The 20,602-nt window shown below is 67.4% G+C and carries 14 protein-coding genes and 1 tRNA gene; 6 read left to right on the top strand and 9 right to left on the bottom strand.

Annotated features, from left to right (window positions below; genetic code table 11):
• The first annotated feature begins 24 nt into the window (after positions 1-24).
• On the top strand, positions 25-210 hold the full coding sequence (locus tag NQJ30_RS11460; protein WP_255770046.1) for a hypothetical protein: 186 nt from the start codon (positions 25-27) through the stop codon (positions 208-210).
• Positions 211-261: 51 nt separating this feature from the next.
• Here NQJ30_RS11460 and NQJ30_RS11455 read toward each other — a convergent pair whose 3' ends face one another.
• From NQJ30_RS11455 to NQJ30_RS11420, 8 genes are all read right to left on the bottom strand, one after another.
• On the bottom strand, positions 262-738 hold the full coding sequence (locus NQJ30_RS11455) for a hypothetical protein (protein WP_255770045.1): 477 nt from the start codon (positions 736-738) through the stop codon (positions 262-264).
• 6 nt (positions 739-744) lie between these two features.
• Positions 745-1,398: a bacterial proteasome activator family protein gene (locus NQJ30_RS11450; RefSeq protein WP_255770044.1), complete on the bottom strand. Its 654-nt coding sequence runs from the start codon at positions 1,396-1,398 to the stop codon at positions 745-747.
• A 60-nt stretch (positions 1,399-1,458) separates the two neighbouring features.
• Positions 1,459-1,662, bottom strand: a complete 204-nt coding sequence (locus NQJ30_RS11445) for a YbdD/YjiX family protein (protein ID WP_255770043.1) — start codon at positions 1,660-1,662, stop codon at positions 1,459-1,461.
• On the bottom strand, positions 1,662-3,962 hold the full coding sequence (locus NQJ30_RS11440; RefSeq protein WP_255770042.1) for a carbon starvation CstA family protein: 2,301 nt from the start codon (positions 3,960-3,962) through the stop codon (positions 1,662-1,664). Before NQJ30_RS11440 ends, NQJ30_RS11445 begins: the two co-directional genes overlap by 1 nt.
• Positions 3,963-4,189: 227 nt before the next feature.
• Positions 4,190-7,084 carry an FtsX-like permease family protein gene (locus tag NQJ30_RS11435; RefSeq protein ID WP_255770041.1) on the bottom strand — a complete coding sequence of 965 codons (2,895 nt, stop codon included), beginning with the start codon at positions 7,082-7,084 and terminating at the stop codon, positions 4,190-4,192.
• 1 nt (position 7,085) lies between these two features.
• On the bottom strand, positions 7,086-7,823 hold the full coding sequence (locus NQJ30_RS11430; protein ID WP_255770040.1) for an ABC transporter ATP-binding protein: 738 nt from the start codon (positions 7,821-7,823) through the stop codon (positions 7,086-7,088).
• Complete coding sequence (locus NQJ30_RS11425; RefSeq protein WP_255770039.1) at positions 7,820-8,440, bottom strand: PadR family transcriptional regulator; 621 nt, start codon at positions 8,438-8,440, stop codon at positions 7,820-7,822. The genes NQJ30_RS11430 and NQJ30_RS11425 overlap by 4 nt, the downstream gene beginning before the upstream one ends.
• 152 nt (positions 8,441-8,592) lie before the next feature.
• Positions 8,593-9,576: an NAD(P)H-quinone oxidoreductase gene (locus NQJ30_RS11420; RefSeq protein WP_255770038.1), complete on the bottom strand. Its 984-nt coding sequence runs from the start codon at positions 9,574-9,576 to the stop codon at positions 8,593-8,595.
• Positions 9,577-9,684: 108 nt separating this feature from the next.
• On the opposite strand from NQJ30_RS11420, the gene NQJ30_RS11415 reads away from it, so the two are divergent.
• The 3 genes from NQJ30_RS11415 to NQJ30_RS11405 all read left to right on the top strand — a co-directional run bounded on the left by NQJ30_RS11415 (position 9,685) and on the right by NQJ30_RS11405 (position 15,548).
• A tRNA-Ser gene (locus NQJ30_RS11415) sits at positions 9,685-9,772 on the top strand.
• A gap of 177 nt (positions 9,773-9,949) precedes the next feature.
• Complete coding sequence (locus NQJ30_RS11410; RefSeq protein WP_255770037.1) at positions 9,950-10,717, top strand: VOC family protein; 768 nt, start codon at positions 9,950-9,952, stop codon at positions 10,715-10,717.
• A gap of 286 nt (positions 10,718-11,003) precedes the next feature.
• Positions 11,004-15,548, top strand: a complete 4,545-nt coding sequence (locus tag NQJ30_RS11405; protein ID WP_255770036.1) for an ExeM/NucH family extracellular endonuclease — start codon at positions 11,004-11,006, stop codon at positions 15,546-15,548.
• 108 nt (positions 15,549-15,656) lie between these two features.
• On the opposite strand, the gene NQJ30_RS11400 is transcribed toward NQJ30_RS11405, so the two are convergent.
• Positions 15,657-17,582, bottom strand: coding sequence for an FAD/NAD(P)-binding protein (locus NQJ30_RS11400; RefSeq protein ID WP_255770035.1), 1,926 nt, complete (start codon positions 17,580-17,582; stop codon positions 15,657-15,659).
• Positions 17,583-17,657: 75 nt separating this feature from the next.
• Here NQJ30_RS11400 and NQJ30_RS11395 point away from each other — a divergent pair, with 75 nt between their 5' ends.
• Together NQJ30_RS11395 and NQJ30_RS11390 are read left to right on the top strand one after the other, a co-directional pair.
• Positions 17,658-19,991 (top strand): prolyl oligopeptidase family serine peptidase, encoded by a 2,334-nt coding sequence (locus NQJ30_RS11395; RefSeq protein WP_255770034.1) that lies wholly within the window; start codon positions 17,658-17,660, stop codon positions 19,989-19,991.
• Between the two features lie 38 nt (positions 19,992-20,029).
• Positions 20,030-20,536: a GNAT family N-acetyltransferase gene (locus tag NQJ30_RS11390; protein ID WP_255770033.1), complete on the top strand. Its 507-nt coding sequence runs from the start codon at positions 20,030-20,032 to the stop codon at positions 20,534-20,536.
• The last annotated feature ends 66 nt before the right edge of the window (positions 20,537-20,602 follow it).

The raw sequence follows: 20,602 nt of genomic DNA, 5'->3' as shown, positions 1-20,602 counted from the left end.
AGACCCCGGTTGCAGACTGGATTTATGGAAAACAACGTCGCTCACGAATACCACGTCACGTACTTCGACACTGACTGTGGCCGGATCCGCTACGAAACTTTCGACTCCCGGCTGGAAGCCGAGCGGTTCGCCACCCGGCAGTGCACGGGCGAGGAAGCCTGGGCCGTCATTGACGAAATCGCCACGGAACAGGCACGTCTCGCCGCCTGAGGCTTCCCGGCCGGCCCCGAAGCCGGAGTGCCCCCGCAGTCGGAGTGTGCCTCAGCCGGCGTGCGACTCCGACGGCCCGCCGGCGGCATCCTCTGCGAGGCGTCGCTCGGCGTCGGCCACCTGCTCAAACACCGATTCCGCGCGGCGGCGCACCGAGGCCGCCCCTACCGGGACCGGTCCGACGGCGAGCCGCAGCATGGCGGCAGCCTCGGCCGTGGTGGCCAGCGAGTTACCCGCCTTGGACAGGGACCTGTGCACACCGGCCAACGCTCCGGGAATGTCGAGCCCGTCGCTGGGTGAGCGCCGCTGAGCCTCAACGCAGATGGTGCGGACACGTTCCAGGAGCCCGGTCAGCTCATTGGCGATCTCCACCAGTTCGGCGTAGAGCTGATCGTCTTCCACACCCTCAAGCACCTGGTGATAGCGGTCCAAACCCCGGTGGAACCGATCGTGGGCGCGGCGCCACAGACCCTTGCCGAGCTCGGCGTCATCCTTGCGCCCCTGGCGGGCGGCGGTAAAGAACCCCACGAAAACCTAGAGGTACTGGCCGGGGCCGTGGTCCGGGTCCTCCGGCCGGCCTGGCGTCCCTGCACCGGGGCGCTGCCCTGCAGTGGCCCGCTGCGGTTCCCCGTTCTCCCCGATGACTACGCCCGGGGCAATCATGGTCCCCGGCGGCAACTGCTTCAGCTGCATCTGGGCGACGGCATGCTCCCGGGCGGCGTGCTGGGCAGCGATGGCTGTTTGGATGCCGTGGAAGAGACCCTCAAGCCACCCCACCAGCTGCGCCTGGGCGATCCGGAGCTCCGCGTCCGACGGCGTGGCGTTGTCCGGGAAAGGCAGGCTGATGCGTTCCAGTTCCGCCACGAGCTCCGGGGCCAGCCCGTCCTCCAGCTCCTTGATGGAACGCTCGTGGATCTCGGCCAGGCGTCCGCGGGCGGCTTCGTCCAGCGGAGCCGACTTAACTTCTTCCAGGAGTTGCCGGATCATGGTGCCGATCCGCATGACTTTCGCAGGCTCGTCCACCAGGTCCTGCAGGCTGCTGCGCTTGTCCTTGCCGGCGGCCGCCCCGGCAGCAGCCGGACCCGTTGGGACGGGCCCGGCCGCGCCCGGCTCGGCCGGTCCGCCGTTGTCGAGGGTGGTGCCCTCCACTGGAATGTCGTCAGGCTGAGTGTCGTTCGGATCGCTCATGCGTTCATACTCTCACGCGCCGGCTACGCCGGGTCCAGTCGATGACACTGCACGGCACGTTCAGCAGCATCGGCCCTGCGGGTTGGCGTCCTGCCGGTCCGTGTGGTCCCGCCAGAACTCCCGCTCCGTCAGCGGCGGCTCCTGGTGACCGGCCGTCTGGTAGTGCTCGAGGTACTTGGCATATGCATCAGCCCCCATGACGCCGCCGAAGTACCGGGCGAAACCCCGGAAGCCTGTGGCCAATGCGGCAAGGCCGGCGCTCATCAGTTGTGACCCGCCCTTTCAAACCGCAGCTCGGCCGGCAGCTTGTTCCACTCGGCCAGCAGTTCCTTCTCGGCCGGTGTGGCAACCAGCCCGGCCGGAGCGAAGACACGGGACGGACGGGCCGGGTCCTCGTTGTCCTCGTTGGGGATCCCCGCCTGCTGGTTCCGGAAGGCGCGCACTGTTGCCACGACGGCCATGGCGATCACGATGATGCTCAGCACCACGAAGATCACTGACAGCCAGCCCTGGATGGCAGTGTTGCGCACCACGGCTTCCATGGCCGCAACGCTCTTGGCCGTGCCGAACTCGGTTTTGCCGTCGGCGAGCGCCTTGCTGAACGCCGCGTTGTTGGCAAAATAGCCGACGGCGGGCGTGGACGAGAAGATCTTCTGGTAGCTCGCGGTGATGGTCACCACGGCCGCAAACGCCAGCGGCACCGCGACGATCCACAGGTACTTGAAGCTCCCCCGTTTGGCCACAATGGCCAGGCACACGGACAGCGCAATGGCCGCCAGCAGCTGGTTGGCGATGCCGAACAGCGGGAACAGCGTGTTGATGCCGCCCAGCGGATCCGTCACGCCCATCAGGAGCACCAGCCCCCACGCGGCCACCATGACGGCGGTGCAGAGCCATGCCCCGGGCCGCCAGGAATGCTCCTTGAACTTCGGGACAAAGTTCCCGATGGAATCCTGCAGCATAAAGCGCGCCACACGCGTGCCGGCGTCGACCGCGGTCAGAATGAACAGGGCCTCAAACATGATGGCGAAGTGGTACCAGAACGCCATCATGGCCGTCCCGCCGACGAACTGCTGCATGATGTGGGCGAGCCCCACCGCGAGGGTGGGTGCGCCGCCGGTGCGGGACACGATGCTTTCCTCGCCGACGTTACGCGCGGTCTCCGACAGCAGGTCCGGGCTGAGGTTGACCCCGGAAAGGCCGAGGCTGTTGACCCACGTGGCTGCCGTTTCAATGGTTCCCCCGGTCAGGGCGGCCGGCGAGTTCATGGCGAAGTAAAGCCCGCGGTCAATGGAGATGGCCGCAACCAGCGCCATGATGGCCACAAAGGACTCCATGAGCATGCCGCCGTAACCGATGTAGCGCGTCTGACGTTCCTTCTCCACCAGCTTGGGCGTGGTCCCGGACGAGATCAGCGCGTGGAACCCCGACAAGGCGCCGCAGGCGATGGTGACAAACAGGAACGGGAACAACGCGCCGGGGAAGACCGGCCCGTTGTCCCGGCTTGCGAACTCGCTGAAGGCCGGAACCGTGATCTCCGGGCGGACCACAATAATGGCCAGCGCCAGCATGACGATCACGCCGATTTTCATGAACGTGGACAGGTAGTCACGCGGTGCCAGCAGCAGCCAGACGGGAAGGATGGCGGCGATGAATCCGTACACGATGAGGCCCCAGGCGATGGTGACCTTGTCCAGGGTGAAGGACGCGGCACCCCACTCGGTATTGGCCACCAGGCCGCCGCCGATGATGGCAGCCATCAGCAGCACGAAGCCGATCAGGGAGACTTCCATGATCTTGCCGGGGCGGAGGAAACGGAGGTAGACACCCATGAACAGGGCAATCGGAATGGTCATGCCCACCGAGAAGACGCCCCAGGGGCTTTCCGCCAGGGCGTTGACCACCACGAGTGCCAGGATCGCCACGATGATGACCATGATCAGCAGTGTGGCTATCAGCGCAGCCGTGCCGCCGATGACGCCGAGTTCTTCGCGGGCCATCTGGCCCAGGGAACGGCCGCCGCGGCGCATGGAGAAGAACAGCACCACGTAGTCCTGAACTGCGCCGGCCAGGACCACGCCAAGGATGATCCAGATCGTTCCGGGAAGGTAACCCATCTGGGCGGCGAGGATTGGTCCGACCAGGGGGCCGGCGCCTGCAATAGCGGCAAAATGGTGGCCGAACAGGACGTTCCGGTCGGTCCGGACATAGTCCTTTCCGTCGGCCTTGTACTCGGCCGGTGTGGCGCGGCGGTCATCGGGTTTGGTGATGTACCGCTCGATCACTTTGGAGTAGAAGCGGTAACCGATCAGATAGGTGCAGACCGAGGCGAACACGAACCAGATGGCGTTGACGGTCTCGCCCCGGATGATGGCCACCATAAACCAGGCCACACCGCCGAGCAGGGCGATGGCCGCCCACAGCGCGATCTTCGCCGGCGTCCATTTCTTCTCTTCGGCCTCGGCAACTGCCGCATCCACCGCTGTGGGCGGGAGTTCCGGGTTGGCGGTCAGCGGGCCGCCCCGTTTCGCTGAACCTGCCGGTTCGTCAGGCCTGTTGGCCATGTCTCCTCCTCGAGAATTGCTGCTTCCATCGGTTGCTCCAAGGCACCCTACCAACGCGGCATGACCGCAAACTCGGCCCCTCGCCAACGTCGTGAGTCCATGCGGTGAACGGCAGGCTTGAGGCGCTCAGTGACAGAACTCCTGCCTCTTACCGTAGGCCTGCCCCTGCCGTTGGAAAAGACCCGACTCCGTAACGGAGTGCGGCCGCTCCCCCGCGTCGGGGCCGGTCAGGTCCCCACCTCGCGGCGCGACACCGGCAGCTTCGCCCTCGTAAACAGCCAGGCCAGGGCGGCGCCGGTCAACGGTACCGCCACCAGCAGTGCCACCAGTTGAAGCCAGGGCACGACGGCGGTACGCGCCATCCCGGTGGAAGTCACCAGCAGGAGCGCCGGGATAGTCCCGGCAACACTTCCCAGCACGGTTCCGAGGCCTGCCGTCATCAGCGCCTGCGAACCCGCGAGCGCTTTGCGCAACCGCGGGGCGGCACCGACGCCGGCCAGCGTCACATGGTCTTTCCGCGAGTCCGCCATGGACAGCCCCGTGGTGATGCCTGCGGCGCTGAGGGTGATCAGCGCACCCAGGCCAACGATGGACCAGAGAACCAGGGAGGCATCCCGCTCGGCTCCGCGCTCCACGTACATGGACGCGTACCGGTGCTTATAGACTCCGGCGAATGCGGACGTGACTTTGTCCATTTGGGCGGCATCAGGGTAGGCGCTGAGCTGAACCAGCAGGGCGTCGCTTTCCACCCGCATGCCGGCCGCCGCGGCAGCTGCCGGGGATATCACTCCGTAGTAGTGCATACTGACGGCCGGCTCCAGGACCGCTGCGGCCACTTCCGTCCGCCCTGCCTCCCTGAATCCCTGGAAGGCATCCGAACCGGGAACCGACGGCTGGGGCGTGCGCACGTCATGCGCCACCAAGGACGCGTGCCCGTTGCGCACGAAGGCCGGGTTGGTCACCACCATGCCACCGGCAGCCAGCACGTCGCGTGCTTCCGCCGTGGGAGTCTTTCCAAACAGCCTTTCGACGTCTTCCGCTGTTCCGACCACCATGGAGTCGACGCTTCCTTGAGAGGCGTGCGGGCGCATCGCTCCCCGGCAGCGCCAGTCGTCAGGATCGAGGACACGCTGGCCCGCGGTCACCGGGCACTCGTTGCCCGCCGGGGTTGCCAGCGAGTATTGCAGGCAACTGGACGTGGCCGTCTGGGCGGGTGTCCCATCCATACGTTCCGGGCGGGTCTCACAGTTCCTGATGGCGGGGGTGCGCAGGACGTGGGTCCATTCGACGGTGTCCAGGACCCCCTTCAGGGCTGACACCAGCGTGGCAGGATCCACCGGCACCGGTTCCGGCACTGTGCCGTCAGCCAGCGCGGGCTGACCGGCAAACAACGGCAGGACGGCCTGGTTCCGCAATCCGGACCATTGGTGGTTCTGTTCTTCGTTCGCCTGCTGGCTGGACGCCATGACCATTCCGGCGCTGGCGAGGGTGGCGGCCGCAAGGACGGCGGCGACCGCCGGCACGGTCCGGCTCCGGTTCCGCGACGCGTCACGGGCGGCCATCCGGCCCGCCAGCGGAAGCCGCCCTGCCAGCCGGGCCAGGATGCGCACCACGGTGCCGGTGAGCAGGACCAGCGACGTAACACCCAGTACCGCCCCGCCCAGCAGCAGCCAGGCGATGACGGGCGTCCTGGCGGCGAATACGTCAGGGTCCCCGCTGCTGACGGCAAGCCACGTGCCCGCTGCGAGCGCCGCAGCGGCCACGCCAAGGAGGATACTGCCCAGCACCGTGGAAGCTTTGGCCGCAGGGGCCGGGGCACGACCGGACTTAAGGGCGCCAAGCACAGCCTGGCGCGCCACCTGCCATGCCGGAGCAAGCGCGGCCAGCAGGCAGGCGGCAAAACCCATGGCCATGACCAGCACAGTCAGCGGCGCGTCGGGATGGAACCCCGGAAACCGGACCGACCCGTTCAGGCGAAAGACGCCGACCACCACGGCGGCCGCGGCCAGTCCCAGGACCGCGCCGGCGGCAACCCCTATGCCGCCGAGCCACAGGCCGGCAGCCATCACCACCGAGCGGATAGTGGGGGGTTCGGCGCCCGTCGCGGCCAGCAGCGCCAGGTCCCGGACCTGCCCCTTGGCACCGACGGCGAACGAGGCACCGGCCAGGAGGCCAACCTCCAGGAGCGCCAGCGCGCCGAGGAGGGCGCCGCCTGCATACGCTGCGAGTGGGGCGGCCGCGGCGGACTGCGCACCCTGGCTGGCTGGCGGGCGCTGGTCGGGCAGGGGCGGGTCAAGCGCCACTGACCTGGACAGCACCGCCACTCCCGCCGCGTTGGCCGCCCGGATCTGGTTCCACGTCACCGGTTCCGGGCCCACCACGTAATAGAACGTGGATCGAAGGGTTGCGGCCGCGGTACCAGCCGCGGGCGGTGCCGCGTCCCGGCTGGACGAAGCGCCCTGCCCCGGCCTGAGGTACGCGATGGAGTTGTTGTCGGAATAGCCTGCGTCACGCAGGGTGCCAGCCGCAACGAACGTCCCCGCCGACGTCGTCAGGTCTTCGCCCAGGTCCAGCCCGAACCGGTCCAGCAGGCCGGGCGAGACCAGAATTTCGGTGTCGTTCGCGGGCGCCCTCCCCTGGAGCAGGGTGTACTTTCCGGTGAAAGCAGGATCCAGCGCGTCCACCGCCCGGCCGAGCAATGGCACATCGGCAGCACCAGCCTCCGCCGACAGTTCCACCTCGGATTCCGTGAGCACGGTGTAGCCCGCGGGAATCATCTCCCGGGGATCCCGGGGCGTGAACGCGGGGTCGCTGTCCCAGTTCGCGGAATCAAACCGGGTCTCGTCAACGGGATCCTGGACCATGGAACTGTTGGGCGCCGCCATGGCCCGGAACCGCGCCTGCGTGGTGCCCAGCTGGTACTCCACCCGTTCTGCTGCCGTCTCCTGGGTGCTCTCGAACAGTGTGAGCGCCCCGGTCATGGCGGCTACCGGCAGCATGATGAGCAGGATGATCAGCAGTGAACGCCCTTTGTGCCGGCGGATATCGCGGCGCGCCATCCGCAGGGCGATACGGAAAGCGTGCCGGCGCCCGCCGGGGGCCGGCGCAAGACTGAGCCCCACGTCAGGAGCCGACCTGCGCAAGCAGCACGGCGGGATCGTGCAGGGCCGTCGCCTGGTCCACGATCCTGCCGTCCCTGAGGAAGACCACTCTGTCTGCCCAGGCGGCATGCCGGGCCTCGTGGGTCACCAACATGACCGCCGCACCCGCATCCGCGCGGCCGCGGAGCACCTCCATCACGCCGTGGCCGGTGGTGGAATCCAGGGCGCCGGTGGGTTCGTCGGCCAGGATCAGCCGCCGGTCGCCCACGATGGCCCGGGCAATGGCCACCCGCTGCTGCTGGCCGCCGGACATTTGGTCCATGAACCGGTCTGCGAGTTCCGGAATCCCCACCTGCCGCAGCGCGTCCAGCGCCTGGCGCCGGGCCTTCTTCGCCGCCGTCCCGTCCAGTTCCAGCGGGAGCGCCACGTTTTCCGCGGCCGTCAGGGTGGGCACCAGGTTGAAGTCCTGGAAGACATAGCCGACGGCGCGGCGGCGCAACCGGGCGAGTTCGTTCAGTCCCAGCGCGCCGAGGGGCGTGGACTCCACAAAGACACCGCCCGACGTCGGCCGGTCCAGTCCCCCGGCCAGCGCAAGGAGGGAGGATTTTCCGGAACCGGACGGTCCCATGACCGCGACGAACTCGCCCGCGGCGATGGTGAGGTCAACCTCGCGCAGCGCGGCCACCGCCGTCGCCCCTTCACCGAACGTCCTGCTGACTTTGGCGAGTTCCAGGACCTGCTGCGGCCCCCGGACGCTCATCGGCGCGTCTCCGCGGGGAGCGGGGCAGCCTCTTCCGTGGTGACCCCGGTGGACGTTTTGCGTGCAGTTCCCTGGCCCGTGGCACCCTGGCCGGCGGCCTGCTGCACCATCCGCGCTTCGCACAGGTCCAGCCAGCGGACCTCGGCTTCCGTCTGGAAGATGAGCGAGTCGAGGACAAGAAGCCAGGCAGTGTCCGCGGGCTTTTGGTTGGCGGCCGTGTCCCGCCGGGACTTGGTGTAGTCCTGCAGGGCCCGGATCGAAGCCACCCGCTGGGCCTGGATGACGGCCTGCACATCCACCCCCGGAAGGGTCACCGCGAGCGCGAGCTTGATGGCGAGTTCGTTGCGAGGCGGGTTGGTGCGTTCCACGGGGGCGGCAAACCAGCCCCGCACCTCGGCTTTCCCGGCCTCGGTGATGCTGTAGACCACGTGGCCTTCGCCGTCGCCCCCGTCATTGCTGACCATGCCGTCACGCTCCAGCCGATCCAGCGTGGTGTACACCTGCCCGATGTTCAGGGGCCAGGTGGCCCCTGTGCGGTTCTCGAACTCGACCCGAAGCTGATAGCCGTATCGCGGCTGGTCCTGCAGCAGGGCGAGGAGGCTGTGGCGGATGGACATTTGTCTCCCGGCGGGGGCTTCGGCGTCCGGTCTGCACGGACCCCCAAATCCGTGCATACCGCGTATGGCTCGAGACTAGCCCAGCGGATCCGGCAACGCAATACTCAGTATCTACTGATTTCCCCCGGTGACCCGGAGCCTCCGGCCTGCTGCTACATCAGCAGCAGGATCTTGCCCACATGGTCGCCGGTGTCGAAGTACTCGTGCGCGGCGGCCACCTGGTCCAGCGGGAAGGTTTTGGCCACCAGCGGGCGAATCCTGCCATCGGCGATCAGCGGCCAGACGGACTCGCGCACCGCACTCATGATGGCGCCCTTCTCCTCCACCGGACGCGGCCGCAGGGACGTGGCCACGATGGCAGCGCGCTTCCGCAGGAGCTGGCCGAGATCGAGTTCGCCCTTCACCCCGCCCACGAGCCCGATCACCACGAGCCGGCCATAGTCAGCCAGGGCATCCACATTCTGCGCCAGGTATTTTGCGCCCACCACATCGAGGATGACGTCGGCGCCCTTGCCGCCGTTCTGCCGGCGCAGGCTGTCCGGGAAGTCTTCTTCCCTGTAGTTAATGGCGATGTCCGCCCCGAGGAAGGCCTTGGCGGTGCCCACTTTCTCATCGCTCCCCGCAGTGGTGGCAACCTTTGCGCCCAGCGCCTTGGCCAGCTGGATGGCCATGGTCCCGATCCCGCCGGTGGCGCCGTGGATCAGGACTGTCTCCCCCGCCTGCAGCTGTGCCGTCATGACCAGGTTCGAATACACCGTGGCAGCGACCTCCGGCAGGGACGCGGCAGTGACCAGGTCCACCCCGTCGGGGACCCTGAGGACCTGCTCCGCGGGCACGGCAACCTTCTGCGCGTAGCCACCGCCGGCAAGCAGCGCCACCACCTTGTCCCCCACGGAGAATGCCTTGGTGACGCCGGGGCCGAACCCCGCAATCCGGCCGGAAACTTCCAGGCCCGGAATTTCGGACGCACCGGGCGGCGGCGGGTAAAGGCCCCGGCGCTGCTGCACATCCGCGCGGTTCAGGCCGGCAGCGACGACGTCGATCAGCACCTCGCCGTGACCGGGAACCGGGGCGTCCACTTCACGGACTTCCAGCACCTCCGGACCACCAGGTTCGGCAATAAAGACGGCTTTCATGACAACTCCCGTTTTCTAGCTGATTCGTGCCCCGGAACCAGTCTGCACCGGACGGCCGGCAGACTCTGTTTTGTTGCAGCCAACTGCCTATGAAACACTACTCGTTAGGGAAGGTTGTCCGAGCGGCCGAAGGAGCTAGTCTTGAAAACTAGTGTGCGGTAACCCCGTACCAAGAGTTCGAATCTCTTACCTTCCGCGATAGGAACCCCGGTTTGCCAGCGATGGCAGGCCGGGGTTCCGTCGTTTCCGGCGCACGCGATGGCCCGGACGGCAGCCCAAGCGGCGCACCACCGGACCAGGCCAACCCATTGAAAGTGTCGGTGCCCCCGCATAGGGTCATTCCTGTTGCCGTTCCTCCACAGAAAGAGCCACTATGCCTGCACCCGAGATCAGCCCCGGAGCACCTTGCTGGATTGACCTGATGACCTCCGACATCGCCAAAGCCCGCCAGTTCTACGGCGAGCTCTTCGGCTGGGAATACGAGACCGGAGATGAGGAGAAGTACGGCGGCTACACCACCGCCCGGAAGAACGGCAAGATGGTGGCCGGGCTCATGCAGAAAGATGAGTCCCAGGCCGGCATGCCGGACATGTGGTCTACGTACCTCCGCTCCGATGACGCCGAAGCCACTGCAGCCGCAGTCACGGCCAATGGCGGCCAGGTTTACATGCCGCCCATGGATGTTCCGGAACAGGGTCACATGGCCGTCTTCGGCGACGCCTCGGGCGCAGCCGTCGGCGTCTGGCAGCCCCGCGAAATGCGGGGTTACGAAGTGGTTGCCGAGCCTGGCGCTGCTGCGTGGCATGAGCTTCAAAGCAAGGACTACGATGCCGCAGTGAAGTTCTACCAAGACGTCTTCGGGTGGGAAACGGATGTCATGAGCGATACCCCGGACTTCCGCTACACCACCCTGGGCGCCGGAGATGCCGCCAAGGCGGGCATCATGGATGCTTCCGGCTTTCTCCCGGCCGAGGTCCCGTCCAACTGGCAGGTTTACTTCAATGTGGAAAACACTGACGCCTCGATCGAAAAAGCCGTGGCCCTCGGCGCCACGGTCCTCGACGGCCCTGCGGACTCGCCGTTTGGGCGCGTGGCAGCACTGGCTGACCCCACCGGGGCGACGTTCAGGATCATCGATTAAGTAAATTTCTTCGACAAAATACCGGCCGGTAGCTTCCTGGAAGCTACCGGCCGGTATTCTTTGTGATGACCGTCACCTGGGGGTGATCGGTCACTGCTCAACCCTGCAACCCAACACAGCAAACAGTGCTACACGGGGAATCCACCCTGCGTTTACCCAGCGCTGTTTTGATGTGCCGGACCCACTTTGACCAGGAGCGGAGTCCGGTTCCCTGCCCGTAGGTACAAACCGGGCACATTCCATCGGGTCCCCCCATCCGGGGACACCCCTATGAAAGTAAGAGCGGATGCAAAACTCACCTTGGAAATTAGCGCTGGGCACAGCGTTGTCCGTGGGGCTCATCGCAGCCCCGCTGGCAACCTTGCCCGCGGCAGCAGAGGTCTCGCCTGCTGCCGGCACCTCGCCCGTAGTGATCAACGAGGCCTACCTCAGCGGCGGCAGCGCCGGAGCGGCCTACAAGAACAAGTTCGTGGAACTGTACAACACCTCTGATGCGCCGGTCTCGCTGGACGGCTGGTCGGTCCAGTACCGTTCCCGCACCGGCACGGGGGCACCCACCGGCGTATCCCCGCTGGCCGGTTCCATTCCCGCGAAGGGCCACTTCCTGGTCAAGGGCGGCACGAACAGCCCCACCTCAACGGCGCCGGAACTGCCAGCGGCCGACGTCGATGCCAGCAACTTCAATCCGTCCGGCACCGACGGCACCATTGTCCTGGCCAAGCAGGCCACCGCCCTGACCGGGCTCGCCACCGGCTCCGTCATCGAGGCGGCCGGCATCGCCGACCTGCTGGGGTACGGCACCTCGAACACCTTCGAGACCAAAGCCGCCACACCGCCGTCGGGCAACACGGACGTCAAGAGCCTCAACCGCACCAATTTCGCGGACAGCAATGACAACTCCGCCGACTTCACCCTCAGCGCCGCCATCACCCCGCAGGGTTCCGGCCCGGCAACTCCGCCGGTGGATCCCCCCGTGGACCCGGGCACCCCCGTGCTGAAGACCATCGCAGAGATCCAAGGCACCGGCGCCGAAAGCCCGCTGACCGGAGCCACCGTCACCACGACGGGCAAGGTCACCGCAGTCTTCCCCACCGGCGGCCTCAACGGCTACTACATCCAGACCGCGGGCACCGGCGGTGACCTCACGATCACCAACCACGCGGCCTCGGAAGGCATTTTTGTCTACTCGCCCGCCACTGCTGCGGCAGTCCAGTCCGGCGACTACGTTCAGGTCACGGGCACCGTCAGTGAGTACTTCGGCATGACGCAGCTCAACGTCGCCGCCGCGGGACTCACCCAGCTCACCGAAGCTGCCCCCGAGGTCAAGCCCACCACCTTCGTGCTGCCGGCCAACGAGACCTTCCGGGAATCCCTCGAAGGTATGCTGCTGGCACCGCAGGGACCGCTCACCGTCACGGACAACTACAGCCTGAACCAGTACGGTGAGATCGGCCTGGCCGGCGGGACCACCACCCTGGTCCAGCCCACCGCCGTCGCGCCCTACGGTTCGGCCGAGTACAAGGCCGCCGTGGCGGACAACGCCGATCGCGGCATCAAGCTCGACGACGGATCCAGCACCAACTTCCTCAAGGACGCCACCACCAAAGCCCAGGTGCTCCCGTACCTGACTGCCACGGACCCCGTCCGCGTCGGTTCTCCGGTGACGTTTAAGACCAACGTGGTGCTCGGCTACGCCAACAACGCCTGGAAGCTCCAGCCGCTGACCCACCTCACCGAGGACAACAAGGACACCGTCCAGCCGGCCGGCTTCGGCGCCACCCGCACCGACGCTCCGGCCAACGTGGGCGGCAACCTGAAGATCGCGTCCTTCAACGTGCTGAACTACTTCCCCACCACCGGCGACACGCTGGCAGGCTGCAAGTTCTACACCGACCGCGCGGGCAACCCCATCACGGTCAGCGGCGGCTGCGATGTCCGCGGCGCCGCCAACGCCGAGAACTTCAAGCGCCAGCAGGACAAAATCGTTGCCGCCATCTCCAAGTCCGGCGCCGACCTCGTGTCCCTGATGGAGGTCGAAAACTCCGCGCAGTTCGGCAAGAACCGCGACGACGCCCTCGCCAAACTGGTGGACGCCCTCAACGTTGAAACCCCCGGCATCTGGGACTACGTGCGCACACCCGCCAACGCTCCCCCGCTGGCCGACGAGGACATGATCCGCACCGCCTTCATTTTCAAGAAAGCCAGCGCAGAGCCGGTGGGCGAGTCAATCATCCTGAACGACACCACCGCCTTCGCCAGTGCACGTAAACCCCTCGCCCAGGTGTTCAAGCCGGCCGGTGCCGCCGATGACAAGAAGTTCATCGCCATCGCCAACCACTTCAAGTCCAAGGGCTCGGCAGCAACTCCGGCTGACACCGACCAGGGCCAGGGCGCCTCAAACCTCGCCCGCACCGCCCAGGCGCAGTCCCTGCTGGCCTTCTCGGCCGAACTGCAGAAATCCAAGGGCACCGACAAGGTGTTCCTGATCGGTGACTTCAACTCCTACGCCCACGAAGACCCGATGAACGTCTTCCGGGCCGCCGGCTACGTCAACCAGGACGAGAAAGCCAAAAACGCCGACGGATCCGCGAAGCAATCCTACCTCTTCGGCGGCCTGGTGGGCTCCCTGGACCACATCCTCGCCTCGCCGGCCGCCAACGCCGTCGTCACGGGCGCGGACATCTGGAACATCAACTCGGTCGAATCCGTGGCGCTCGAGTACAGCCGCTACAACAACAACGTCACCAACTACTACGCACCGGACCAGTTCCGCGCCAGCGACCACGACCCCGTGGTGGTTGGGCTGGACCTTCCCGCCACACCGGCCACCGTTGACCTGAACTTCCTGGGCATCAACGACTTCCACGGCCGCATCGATGCCAACACCGTCCAGTTCGCGGGCACCATTGAGCAGCTGCGCGCCCAGGCCTCCCCGGGTGCGACGGCCCTCCTGTCCGCAGGGGACAACATCGGCGCTTCGCTGTTCGCTTCGGCAGTTGCCAAGGACCAGCCCACCATCGACGTCCTCAACGCCCTGGAACTGAAAGCGTCCGCCGTGGGCAACCACGAGTTCGACGGCGGCTGGGCAGACCTGCGCGACCGCGTCACTGCGGGCGGCACCAACGCCAAGTTCCCGTACCTGGGTGCGAACGTCTACAAGAAGGGAACCACCGAACCGGCCCTGCCCGAGTTCACGGTTCTGGACATGAACGGCGTCAAGGTGGCCGTCATCGGCACCGTCACCCAGGAGGTGCCCGCCCTGGTGAGCCCCGGCGGAATCGCCGACCTGGACTTTGGTGACCCGGTCGAGGCCATCAACCGTGCGGCCGCCAAGATCACCGCGGAGAACCTCGCTGACGTGATCATTGCGGAAAACCACGACGGCGCCGGTTCCGGTACCCCGGATGGTGCCACCCTGGAGCAGGAACTCGCAGCCGGCGGCCCCTTCGCCAAGCTGGTCAACGAAACCTCCGCCGACGTGGATGCCATCTTCACCGGGCACACCCACAAGGAATACGCCTGGGACGCCCCGGTTCCGGGCCAGGCAGGCAAGACCCGTCCGATCGTCCAGACCGGCAACTACGGCGAGAACATCGGACAGATCAAGCTCACGGTGGATACCGCCAGCAAGCAGGTCACGGCCCACACCGCCGCCAACGTCATGCGCACGAAAGTTGCGGCGAGTGAATTGAAGAACGTCTACCCCCGGGTGGCGGCAGTCGATTCCATCGTGCAGAAGGCCCTGGCGGCCGCAGCCGAGGTGGGCAACCAGCCCGTCGGCTCTGTCACCAAGGACATCACCACGGCGTTCACTCCCGATCCCGCGGGCGGTCCGGCCAAGCGCGATGACCGAGGCAGCGAATCCACGCTGGGCAACCTCGTGGCCGACTCGCTGGTGGACACGCTCAAGGACACCAACCTCGGAGGCGCCGAAATCGGCGTCGTCAACGCCGGCGGCCTCCGCAATGAGCTGTACTACGCCCCGGACGGCACCATCACTTACGCCGAGGCGAATGCAGTCCTGCCGTTCGTGAACAACCTGTGGACCACGTCCCTGACCGGTGCGCAGTTCAAGGTCCTGCTGGAGCAGCAGTGGCAGACCAACGCTGACGGTACGGTTCCCAGCCGCGCCTACCTGCAGCTGGGCCTGTCAAAGAACGTCAACTACACCTACGACGCCTCCCGCGCCGCCGGTGACCGGATCACCTCGATCCTTGTAGGCGGCGCTCCGATCGATCCCGCGAAGTCCTACCGTGTTGGCACGTTCAGCTTCCTGGCCCAGGGTGGTGACAACTTCCGGATCTTCCAGGAAGGCGCCAACACCAAGGACTCCGGACTGATCGACCGTGACGCGTGGATCAAGTACCTGCAGGCGCACAGCCCGGTTTCCCCGGACTTCGCCCGCCGTTCCGTTGCCGTGGTCAACACCACCGCCGCCGAGGTCAAGGCCGGGGACGCCATCACCCTGGCGGTTTCCAAGCTGGACCTCACATCGCTGGGCAGCCCGGTCAACACCTCCCTGCACGCCGAGTTCACCGACGCAGCGGGCACGGTGACCCAGCTGGGCAGCGTGCCGGTGACCGCCGGTGCGGCCACCGTCAACCTTGCCGTCCCGGCCGGCGCGGCTGCGGGAACGGGCACCCTGGTGCTCACCGCCGTCGAATCCGGCACCGCGGTCAGGACTGATGTCACGGTTGCTGTCACCGTCCCGGCCCAGCCGGTCTGCACGGCGCCGGTCAAGCCCCAGCGGCCCGGCGACCTCGTGGGCCAGCTGAACTACGGCCAGGCGATGGCTGCCTACCGCCACTGCCTGAAGGACGCGAAGGGCTAGCCACTTCGCACGACAAACCAACGCGGGGTCACTTCGCGTCCTTTCCGGGAAGGAAATCGGGCGTGAAGTGACCCCGCGTTGGTTTAAGATCTAGCCGCGGTTTAAGTCCTACCCTCCCAGGATGGCCTGCGCGATTTCGTCGGCATCGCGCAAGGTCCGCTGCCCGCTGGCGTAGGCGGGGCCGCCGGACTGGGCCGCTTCCGCCGCGATGGCGGTACCCCACTGCGTGGCGGAAAGCTGCAGGCCCAGGACGTACAGCCCGTCAGTCACGGAGCCGTTGGCCGCAACGGGACGGTAGGGATGCGGCCTGACGTCCAGGCCTGTCGCCGCCACCGGCGCGCCTTCCGCCGTCATCATCAGCCGGGGCCGCACCATGCCGTCGTCGAGGAGCTGCTGCAGGAGCGGTGAGTCATTCGCAGCAACGCGGTTGGCGGGTGCCAGGGCCTCGACCATCGTTTTGGCCGTCACCGGCGGACTGTCCACCCACGGAGACACGGCGCTGAACCGGCCTGCCCGGCGGTCCACGCTGAACCGGGGGTCCGGCCCCACGAAGCTGACCACTCCAGCACGGGCCAGCGCGGCCAGCTGCTCGGCCCGCAGGGCAGGCGGCCCGCTGGCCAGGCCCTCCACGAAGGACTCAAACCAGCCCCGGAGGCCGGCGACCCAGGACTCATCGGTGATGCCGCCGTCGGCCACTGCCGTCTTCAGCACCGCACGCCCGCGGTGCAGCGCCCCGATGGCCATCTTGACCGGGTCCAGTTCCCCGAGCGCGGAGCGGCGTGCATCATCGAGGAGGTAATCGACGACGGCGGCATCCAGTTCCGCGCGGGAGGCGAACGAACGGCCCGCCAGCGGGGACGCAAGGCCCAGCAGGTCCAGCCGGTGCCGCGGCCCGACGTGCACGGCCAGCACACTCTCCACGGCGTCCTCCCAGCGGGTTGAGCTGTGGGCGTGTGGCCGCATCGCCTCATCCAGGGCCGCCAGAAACACCGGCACATCCGGGACGGCACCGGGCTGCGAGCGCACCAGGGTGGAGTAATACGCCCAGAGGGTGTCGCGGTGCAGGAGGGGCCAGAGGTCGTGGTCGAACCCCGGGAGGATGCCGGCGGCCGCGAACCGCTCCAGCGCGGCGTCCGTGAGGTAGCGCAGCGTGACCGACGACGCGTAGTAGCCGTCCAGCGCGGCCTTCGCACGGTAGGGGGTCCCGCGGCGGGAGGCGGCGATGATCAGCGGTTCCCGGCCCGAGGGCTGGTACTCCAGCCGGGCGCCGGCGTCGATGAACTTGCCGCCCCGGCCTTCGGTGAGCTGGCCCATGGCGTCGAAGAAGTTCAGGCCCATGCCGCGGACCAGGACTGGTTCACCGGCCGGAATGGCGGACCAGTCCACATCGGCGGGCACGGCGGGCGGGAGGTAGCGCAGGCCCAGCTGCCCGGCTGACGATTGGAGTTCGCGCTGCTCGGGGCTCAGCCTGGCAGGGATGTGGCCGAGCGCGAGGACCACGGAGTCGGCCGTGAGCGACCCGCCGGTGACGAGTCCGACGTCGAACGCGTCCCCTGCCCTGCGCACTGACAACGCCTCCGTCTCATGGAAGACGACGGTAACGCCGTCGGGCAGCCTCTCAAGGAGCTCCTCCACGGTGCAGCGAAGGTAGCGGCCGTACAGTGCGCGGCTGGGGAAGTCACGGGCTTCCAGGGTGGCCAGTTCCTCGTGTTCGTCCGGCGTCAGGGCAGGCGAGGGGTCATCCTGCTGGCGGGCACGCCACTGGTCGAATGTTGTACCGGCCAGGGGCGCGGCGAGCCGGGGGTCCTCGGGAATGACCGTGGGATAAAAGGACTGGGTGTTCATGAGGTACAGCCGGGACTGGCCGGGCTGCCAGACGTGCCCCGGGCCCGCCGGGTAAGGGTCGATGACGTCGATGTGGACGGCCACGGACCCGTCCCGGGTCGCAGCATGGGCGAGCAGGCGCTCCAGGACGCTGGTACCCCGGGGACCTGCGCCGATGATGGCTACCCGGATGCTCGTCGATTTACCCACGGCATCCAGAGTATCCGCCCGGGCCGGAGGGCCTTGACTTGCTTGCCGGGCGAATCTGTTGTTTGGATGGGGCGCATGACCACCACTGCAGCTGATTCAGCGCCCGGTTCATCGTCCACTTCCACCCCTACGCCCCTTGGCACTGTCCCCGCGGGGGTTGCGCCGGAGCCCCCGGATGAGAACGTCTGGCTGGAGGAAACCTACGGCGAGGAGCCGCTGGCCTGGGTCCGGGAGCAGAATGCCCGCACGGAGGACCTCCTGGAGGACGCCGACTACGCGGCCCTGGAAGGAAGCATCCTGGAAGTGCTGGACTCCACGGACCGGATTGCCATGGTGGGTAAACGCGGCGACTGGTACTACAACTTCTGGAAGGACCAGGCGAACCCGAAGGGGCTGTGGCGCCGCACCACGTGGGAGAGCTACCTCACCGACTCCCCCGAGTGGCATGTCCTGCTGGATGTGGACGCGCTGGCCGCCGCCGAGGGGGTTGAGTGGGTGTTCCACGGGGCCACGTTCCTGCGCCCTGCCGACGGGGAACCGTACCGTCTGGCGCTGGTGGCGCTGTCCCCCGACGGCGGCGACGCCAACCGCTACCGCGAGTTCGACGTCGGCACCCGCGCCTTCGTTGACCCGACCGCCGGTGGCTTTGACCTGCCGACGGCGAAGGGGAACCTCTCGTGGCTGGACGCGGACACGCTGCTGGTCGCCTCCACGGCGGAGGGACAGCCGACGACAGCGTCCGGGTACGCCCGCACGGCCGTCACCCTGCGCCGCGGCGAGGCCCTTCCTGCGGCTCCCCGGCTGTTCGAGATTCCCGAGGACCACATGCTGGCGGTGGTGGCGCATGACTCCACACCCGGCTTCGAGCGCACCTTCGCGGTGGACTACATCGATTTCCACAACCGCAGCACGTTTGTCCGGTCCGGGGACTCCTGGGTGGAGCTCGAAGCACCCACCGACGTGAACCTCAGCGCCCACCGTGAATGGCTCCTGTTCAGGCCGCAGCAGGACTGGGCCCTCGAAGGCAAAACCTACCCCGCCGGGTCCCTCCTTGCTGCCAGGTTCGACGACTACGTTGCCGGCTCGCGGGACCTGTTGGTGCTGTTCACCCCCGACGCCCACACGTCGCTGCAGTCCTGGAGCTGGACGCGGAACTTCCTCTTGCTGAACCTCCTCCGCGACGTCTCTTCCGAAATCCGGGTGCTGGATCCGGCTGCGCCCTCTGCCAACCCTGCTTCCGGGGCCTGGGCCTCGTCGCTGCTGGATGCGTGCCCGCCGCTGCATGACGTCAACGCCTACGCCGTGGACGATGAGGATGAAGGCCCAGACGACGGCGGTGCGGGCGACGATTTCTGGCTGGTCGCCACCAGCTTCACCACGCCCAGCACGCTGATGCGGGGAACACTGGAACGGGAAAGGCTGGAACGGGCTGCGTCGGAGGGACGCGGCGACGCGGCCGCGGGCACTCCTGACGCGGGCACAGCTGACGCGGACACTCCTTACCCAAGCACCCGCGTGGTGAGCCGCCACGCGGAAGTGAAGGCATCGCCGTCGTTCTTTAACGACGGCGATTACGAAGTGCAGCAGCACTTCGCCGTATCCGCGGACGGCACCCGGGTGCCGTACTTCCAGGTTGCCTCGCGGGACCTCGTCCTGGACGGCCAGAACCCCACGCAACTGTCCGGCTACGGCGGATTCGAGGTCTCGCGCACCCCCGCGTACAGCGGAACAGTGGGCAGGGCGTGGCTGGAGCGGCGGACGGCCGCAACCGGCGCCGCAGGCGAGGCACAGCACTCCCGCGGCGGCGTGTACGTGGTGGCGAACATCCGCGGCGGCGGCGAATACGGGCCGGCCTGGCATCGGGCCGCGTTGAAGGAGAGCCGGCACCGGGCGTTCGAGGACTTCGCAGCCGTGGCCCGGCACCTCGTATCCCGCGGCGTGACCTCGCGCGAACGGCTCGGCTGTGTAGGCGGGTCCAACGGCGGGCTTCTGGTGGGGAACATGCTCACCAGCTACCCGGAACTGTTTGGCGCCATCTCATGCGGCGTTCCACTGTTGGACATGAGGCGCTACACCAAGCTTTCCGCCGGGCACTCATGGATTGCCGAATACGGTGACCCGGATGTGCCGGCCGAATGGGAGTACATCAAAACGTTCTCGCCGTACCACCTGCTCAAGGACGGTGTGGAGTACCCCGAAACGTTCATCTGGACTGCCACGTCGGATGACCGGGTTGGCCCGGTCCAGGCCCGGAAGATGGCTGCCCGCATGGAGGCCATGGGCATCAGGAACGTGTGGTTCCACGAATCACTGGAGGGCGGCCACGCCGGCGCTTCGGACAACCGGCAGGCCGCCGCGCTCCAGGCCCGGAGCCAGCACTTCCTGTGGCGTGCCCTGGCCGGCGGCTGATGTCCGGGTTGTCGGTGCGCCGGGCGGTTCCATTTGATATGGAACGGCTGGCCGAGGTCCATGTCCGCTGCTGGCAGGAAACGTACCGCGGCATGCTGTCCGACGCTTTCCTGGCAGCGGTGGATCCCGCCGGCCGGCTGGCGCTGTGGAAGCAACTCCTGGACCGGCCGGAACCGGCGGAAGTGTGGGTGGCGTGCGACGACGGCATGGTGATCGGGTTTGCCGGCGCCCGCCGGCTGCCCGCTCCCGGCTCGCCGGAGGGCCACCCGCCGCCGTCGTCCGGTGACCTGGAGCTCTGGGGCATGTACCTGCTGGAGTCCCACCAGGGCCTGGGTCTGGGCCGCCGGCTTCTCGAGGCGGCCTTGGGCACTGCACCCGCCAGCCTGTGGGTCGCCGCCGACAACGCCCGGGCCATCGGTTTCTACCGCCGGCTCGGCTTCGCAGCCGACGGCGCCGAGGACAACATCACTGACTGGGAAAACCTCCGCGAACTCAGGATGGTACGTCCCACACAGACCAACGCGGGGTCGCTCCACGCCCGATAACGAGCCTTTTATTGGCGCGAAGTGACCCCGCGTTGGTCGTTTTGCGATCGGTGCCCGGTTCTGCGT

This window comes from Pseudarthrobacter sulfonivorans, from assembly GCF_024391045.1.
In the GTDB taxonomy this organism is placed as follows: domain Bacteria; phylum Actinomycetota; class Actinomycetes; order Actinomycetales; family Micrococcaceae; genus Arthrobacter; species Arthrobacter sulfonivorans_B.
The sequence above is the reverse complement of the archived record's forward strand: the minus strand, read 5'-3'. Positions and strand labels throughout refer to the sequence as shown.

What these genes read in the sequence shown, in the direction of transcription:
- NQJ30_RS11460 (WP_255770046.1), top strand. Translation starts at nt 25, where the DNA reads ATGGAAAACAACGTCGCTCACGAATACCACGTCACGTACTTCGACACT.
- NQJ30_RS11450 (WP_255770044.1), bottom strand. Translation starts at nt 1,398, where the DNA reads ATGAGCGATCCGAACGACACTCAGCCTGACGACATTCCAGTGGAGGGC.
- NQJ30_RS11445 (WP_255770043.1), bottom strand. Translation starts at nt 1,662, where the DNA reads ATGAGCGCCGGCCTTGCCGCATTGGCCACAGGCTTCCGGGGTTTCGCC.
- NQJ30_RS11440 (WP_255770042.1), bottom strand. Translation starts at nt 3,962, where the DNA reads ATGGCCAACAGGCCTGACGAACCGGCAGGTTCAGCGAAACGGGGCGGC.
- NQJ30_RS11430 (WP_255770040.1), bottom strand. Translation starts at nt 7,823, where the DNA reads ATGAGCGTCCGGGGGCCGCAGCAGGTCCTGGAACTCGCCAAAGTCAGC.
- NQJ30_RS11425 (WP_255770039.1), bottom strand. Translation starts at nt 8,440, where the DNA reads ATGTCCATCCGCCACAGCCTCCTCGCCCTGCTGCAGGACCAGCCGCGA.
- NQJ30_RS11420 (WP_255770038.1), bottom strand. Translation starts at nt 9,576, where the DNA reads ATGAAAGCCGTCTTTATTGCCGAACCTGGTGGTCCGGAGGTGCTGGAA.
- NQJ30_RS11410 (WP_255770037.1), top strand. Translation starts at nt 9,950, where the DNA reads ATGCCTGCACCCGAGATCAGCCCCGGAGCACCTTGCTGGATTGACCTG.
- NQJ30_RS11405 (WP_255770036.1), top strand. Translation starts at nt 11,004, where the DNA reads ATGCAAAACTCACCTTGGAAATTAGCGCTGGGCACAGCGTTGTCCGTG.
- NQJ30_RS11395 (WP_255770034.1), top strand. Translation starts at nt 17,658, where the DNA reads ATGACCACCACTGCAGCTGATTCAGCGCCCGGTTCATCGTCCACTTCC.
- NQJ30_RS11390 (WP_255770033.1), top strand. Translation starts at nt 20,030, where the DNA reads ATGGAACGGCTGGCCGAGGTCCATGTCCGCTGCTGGCAGGAAACGTAC.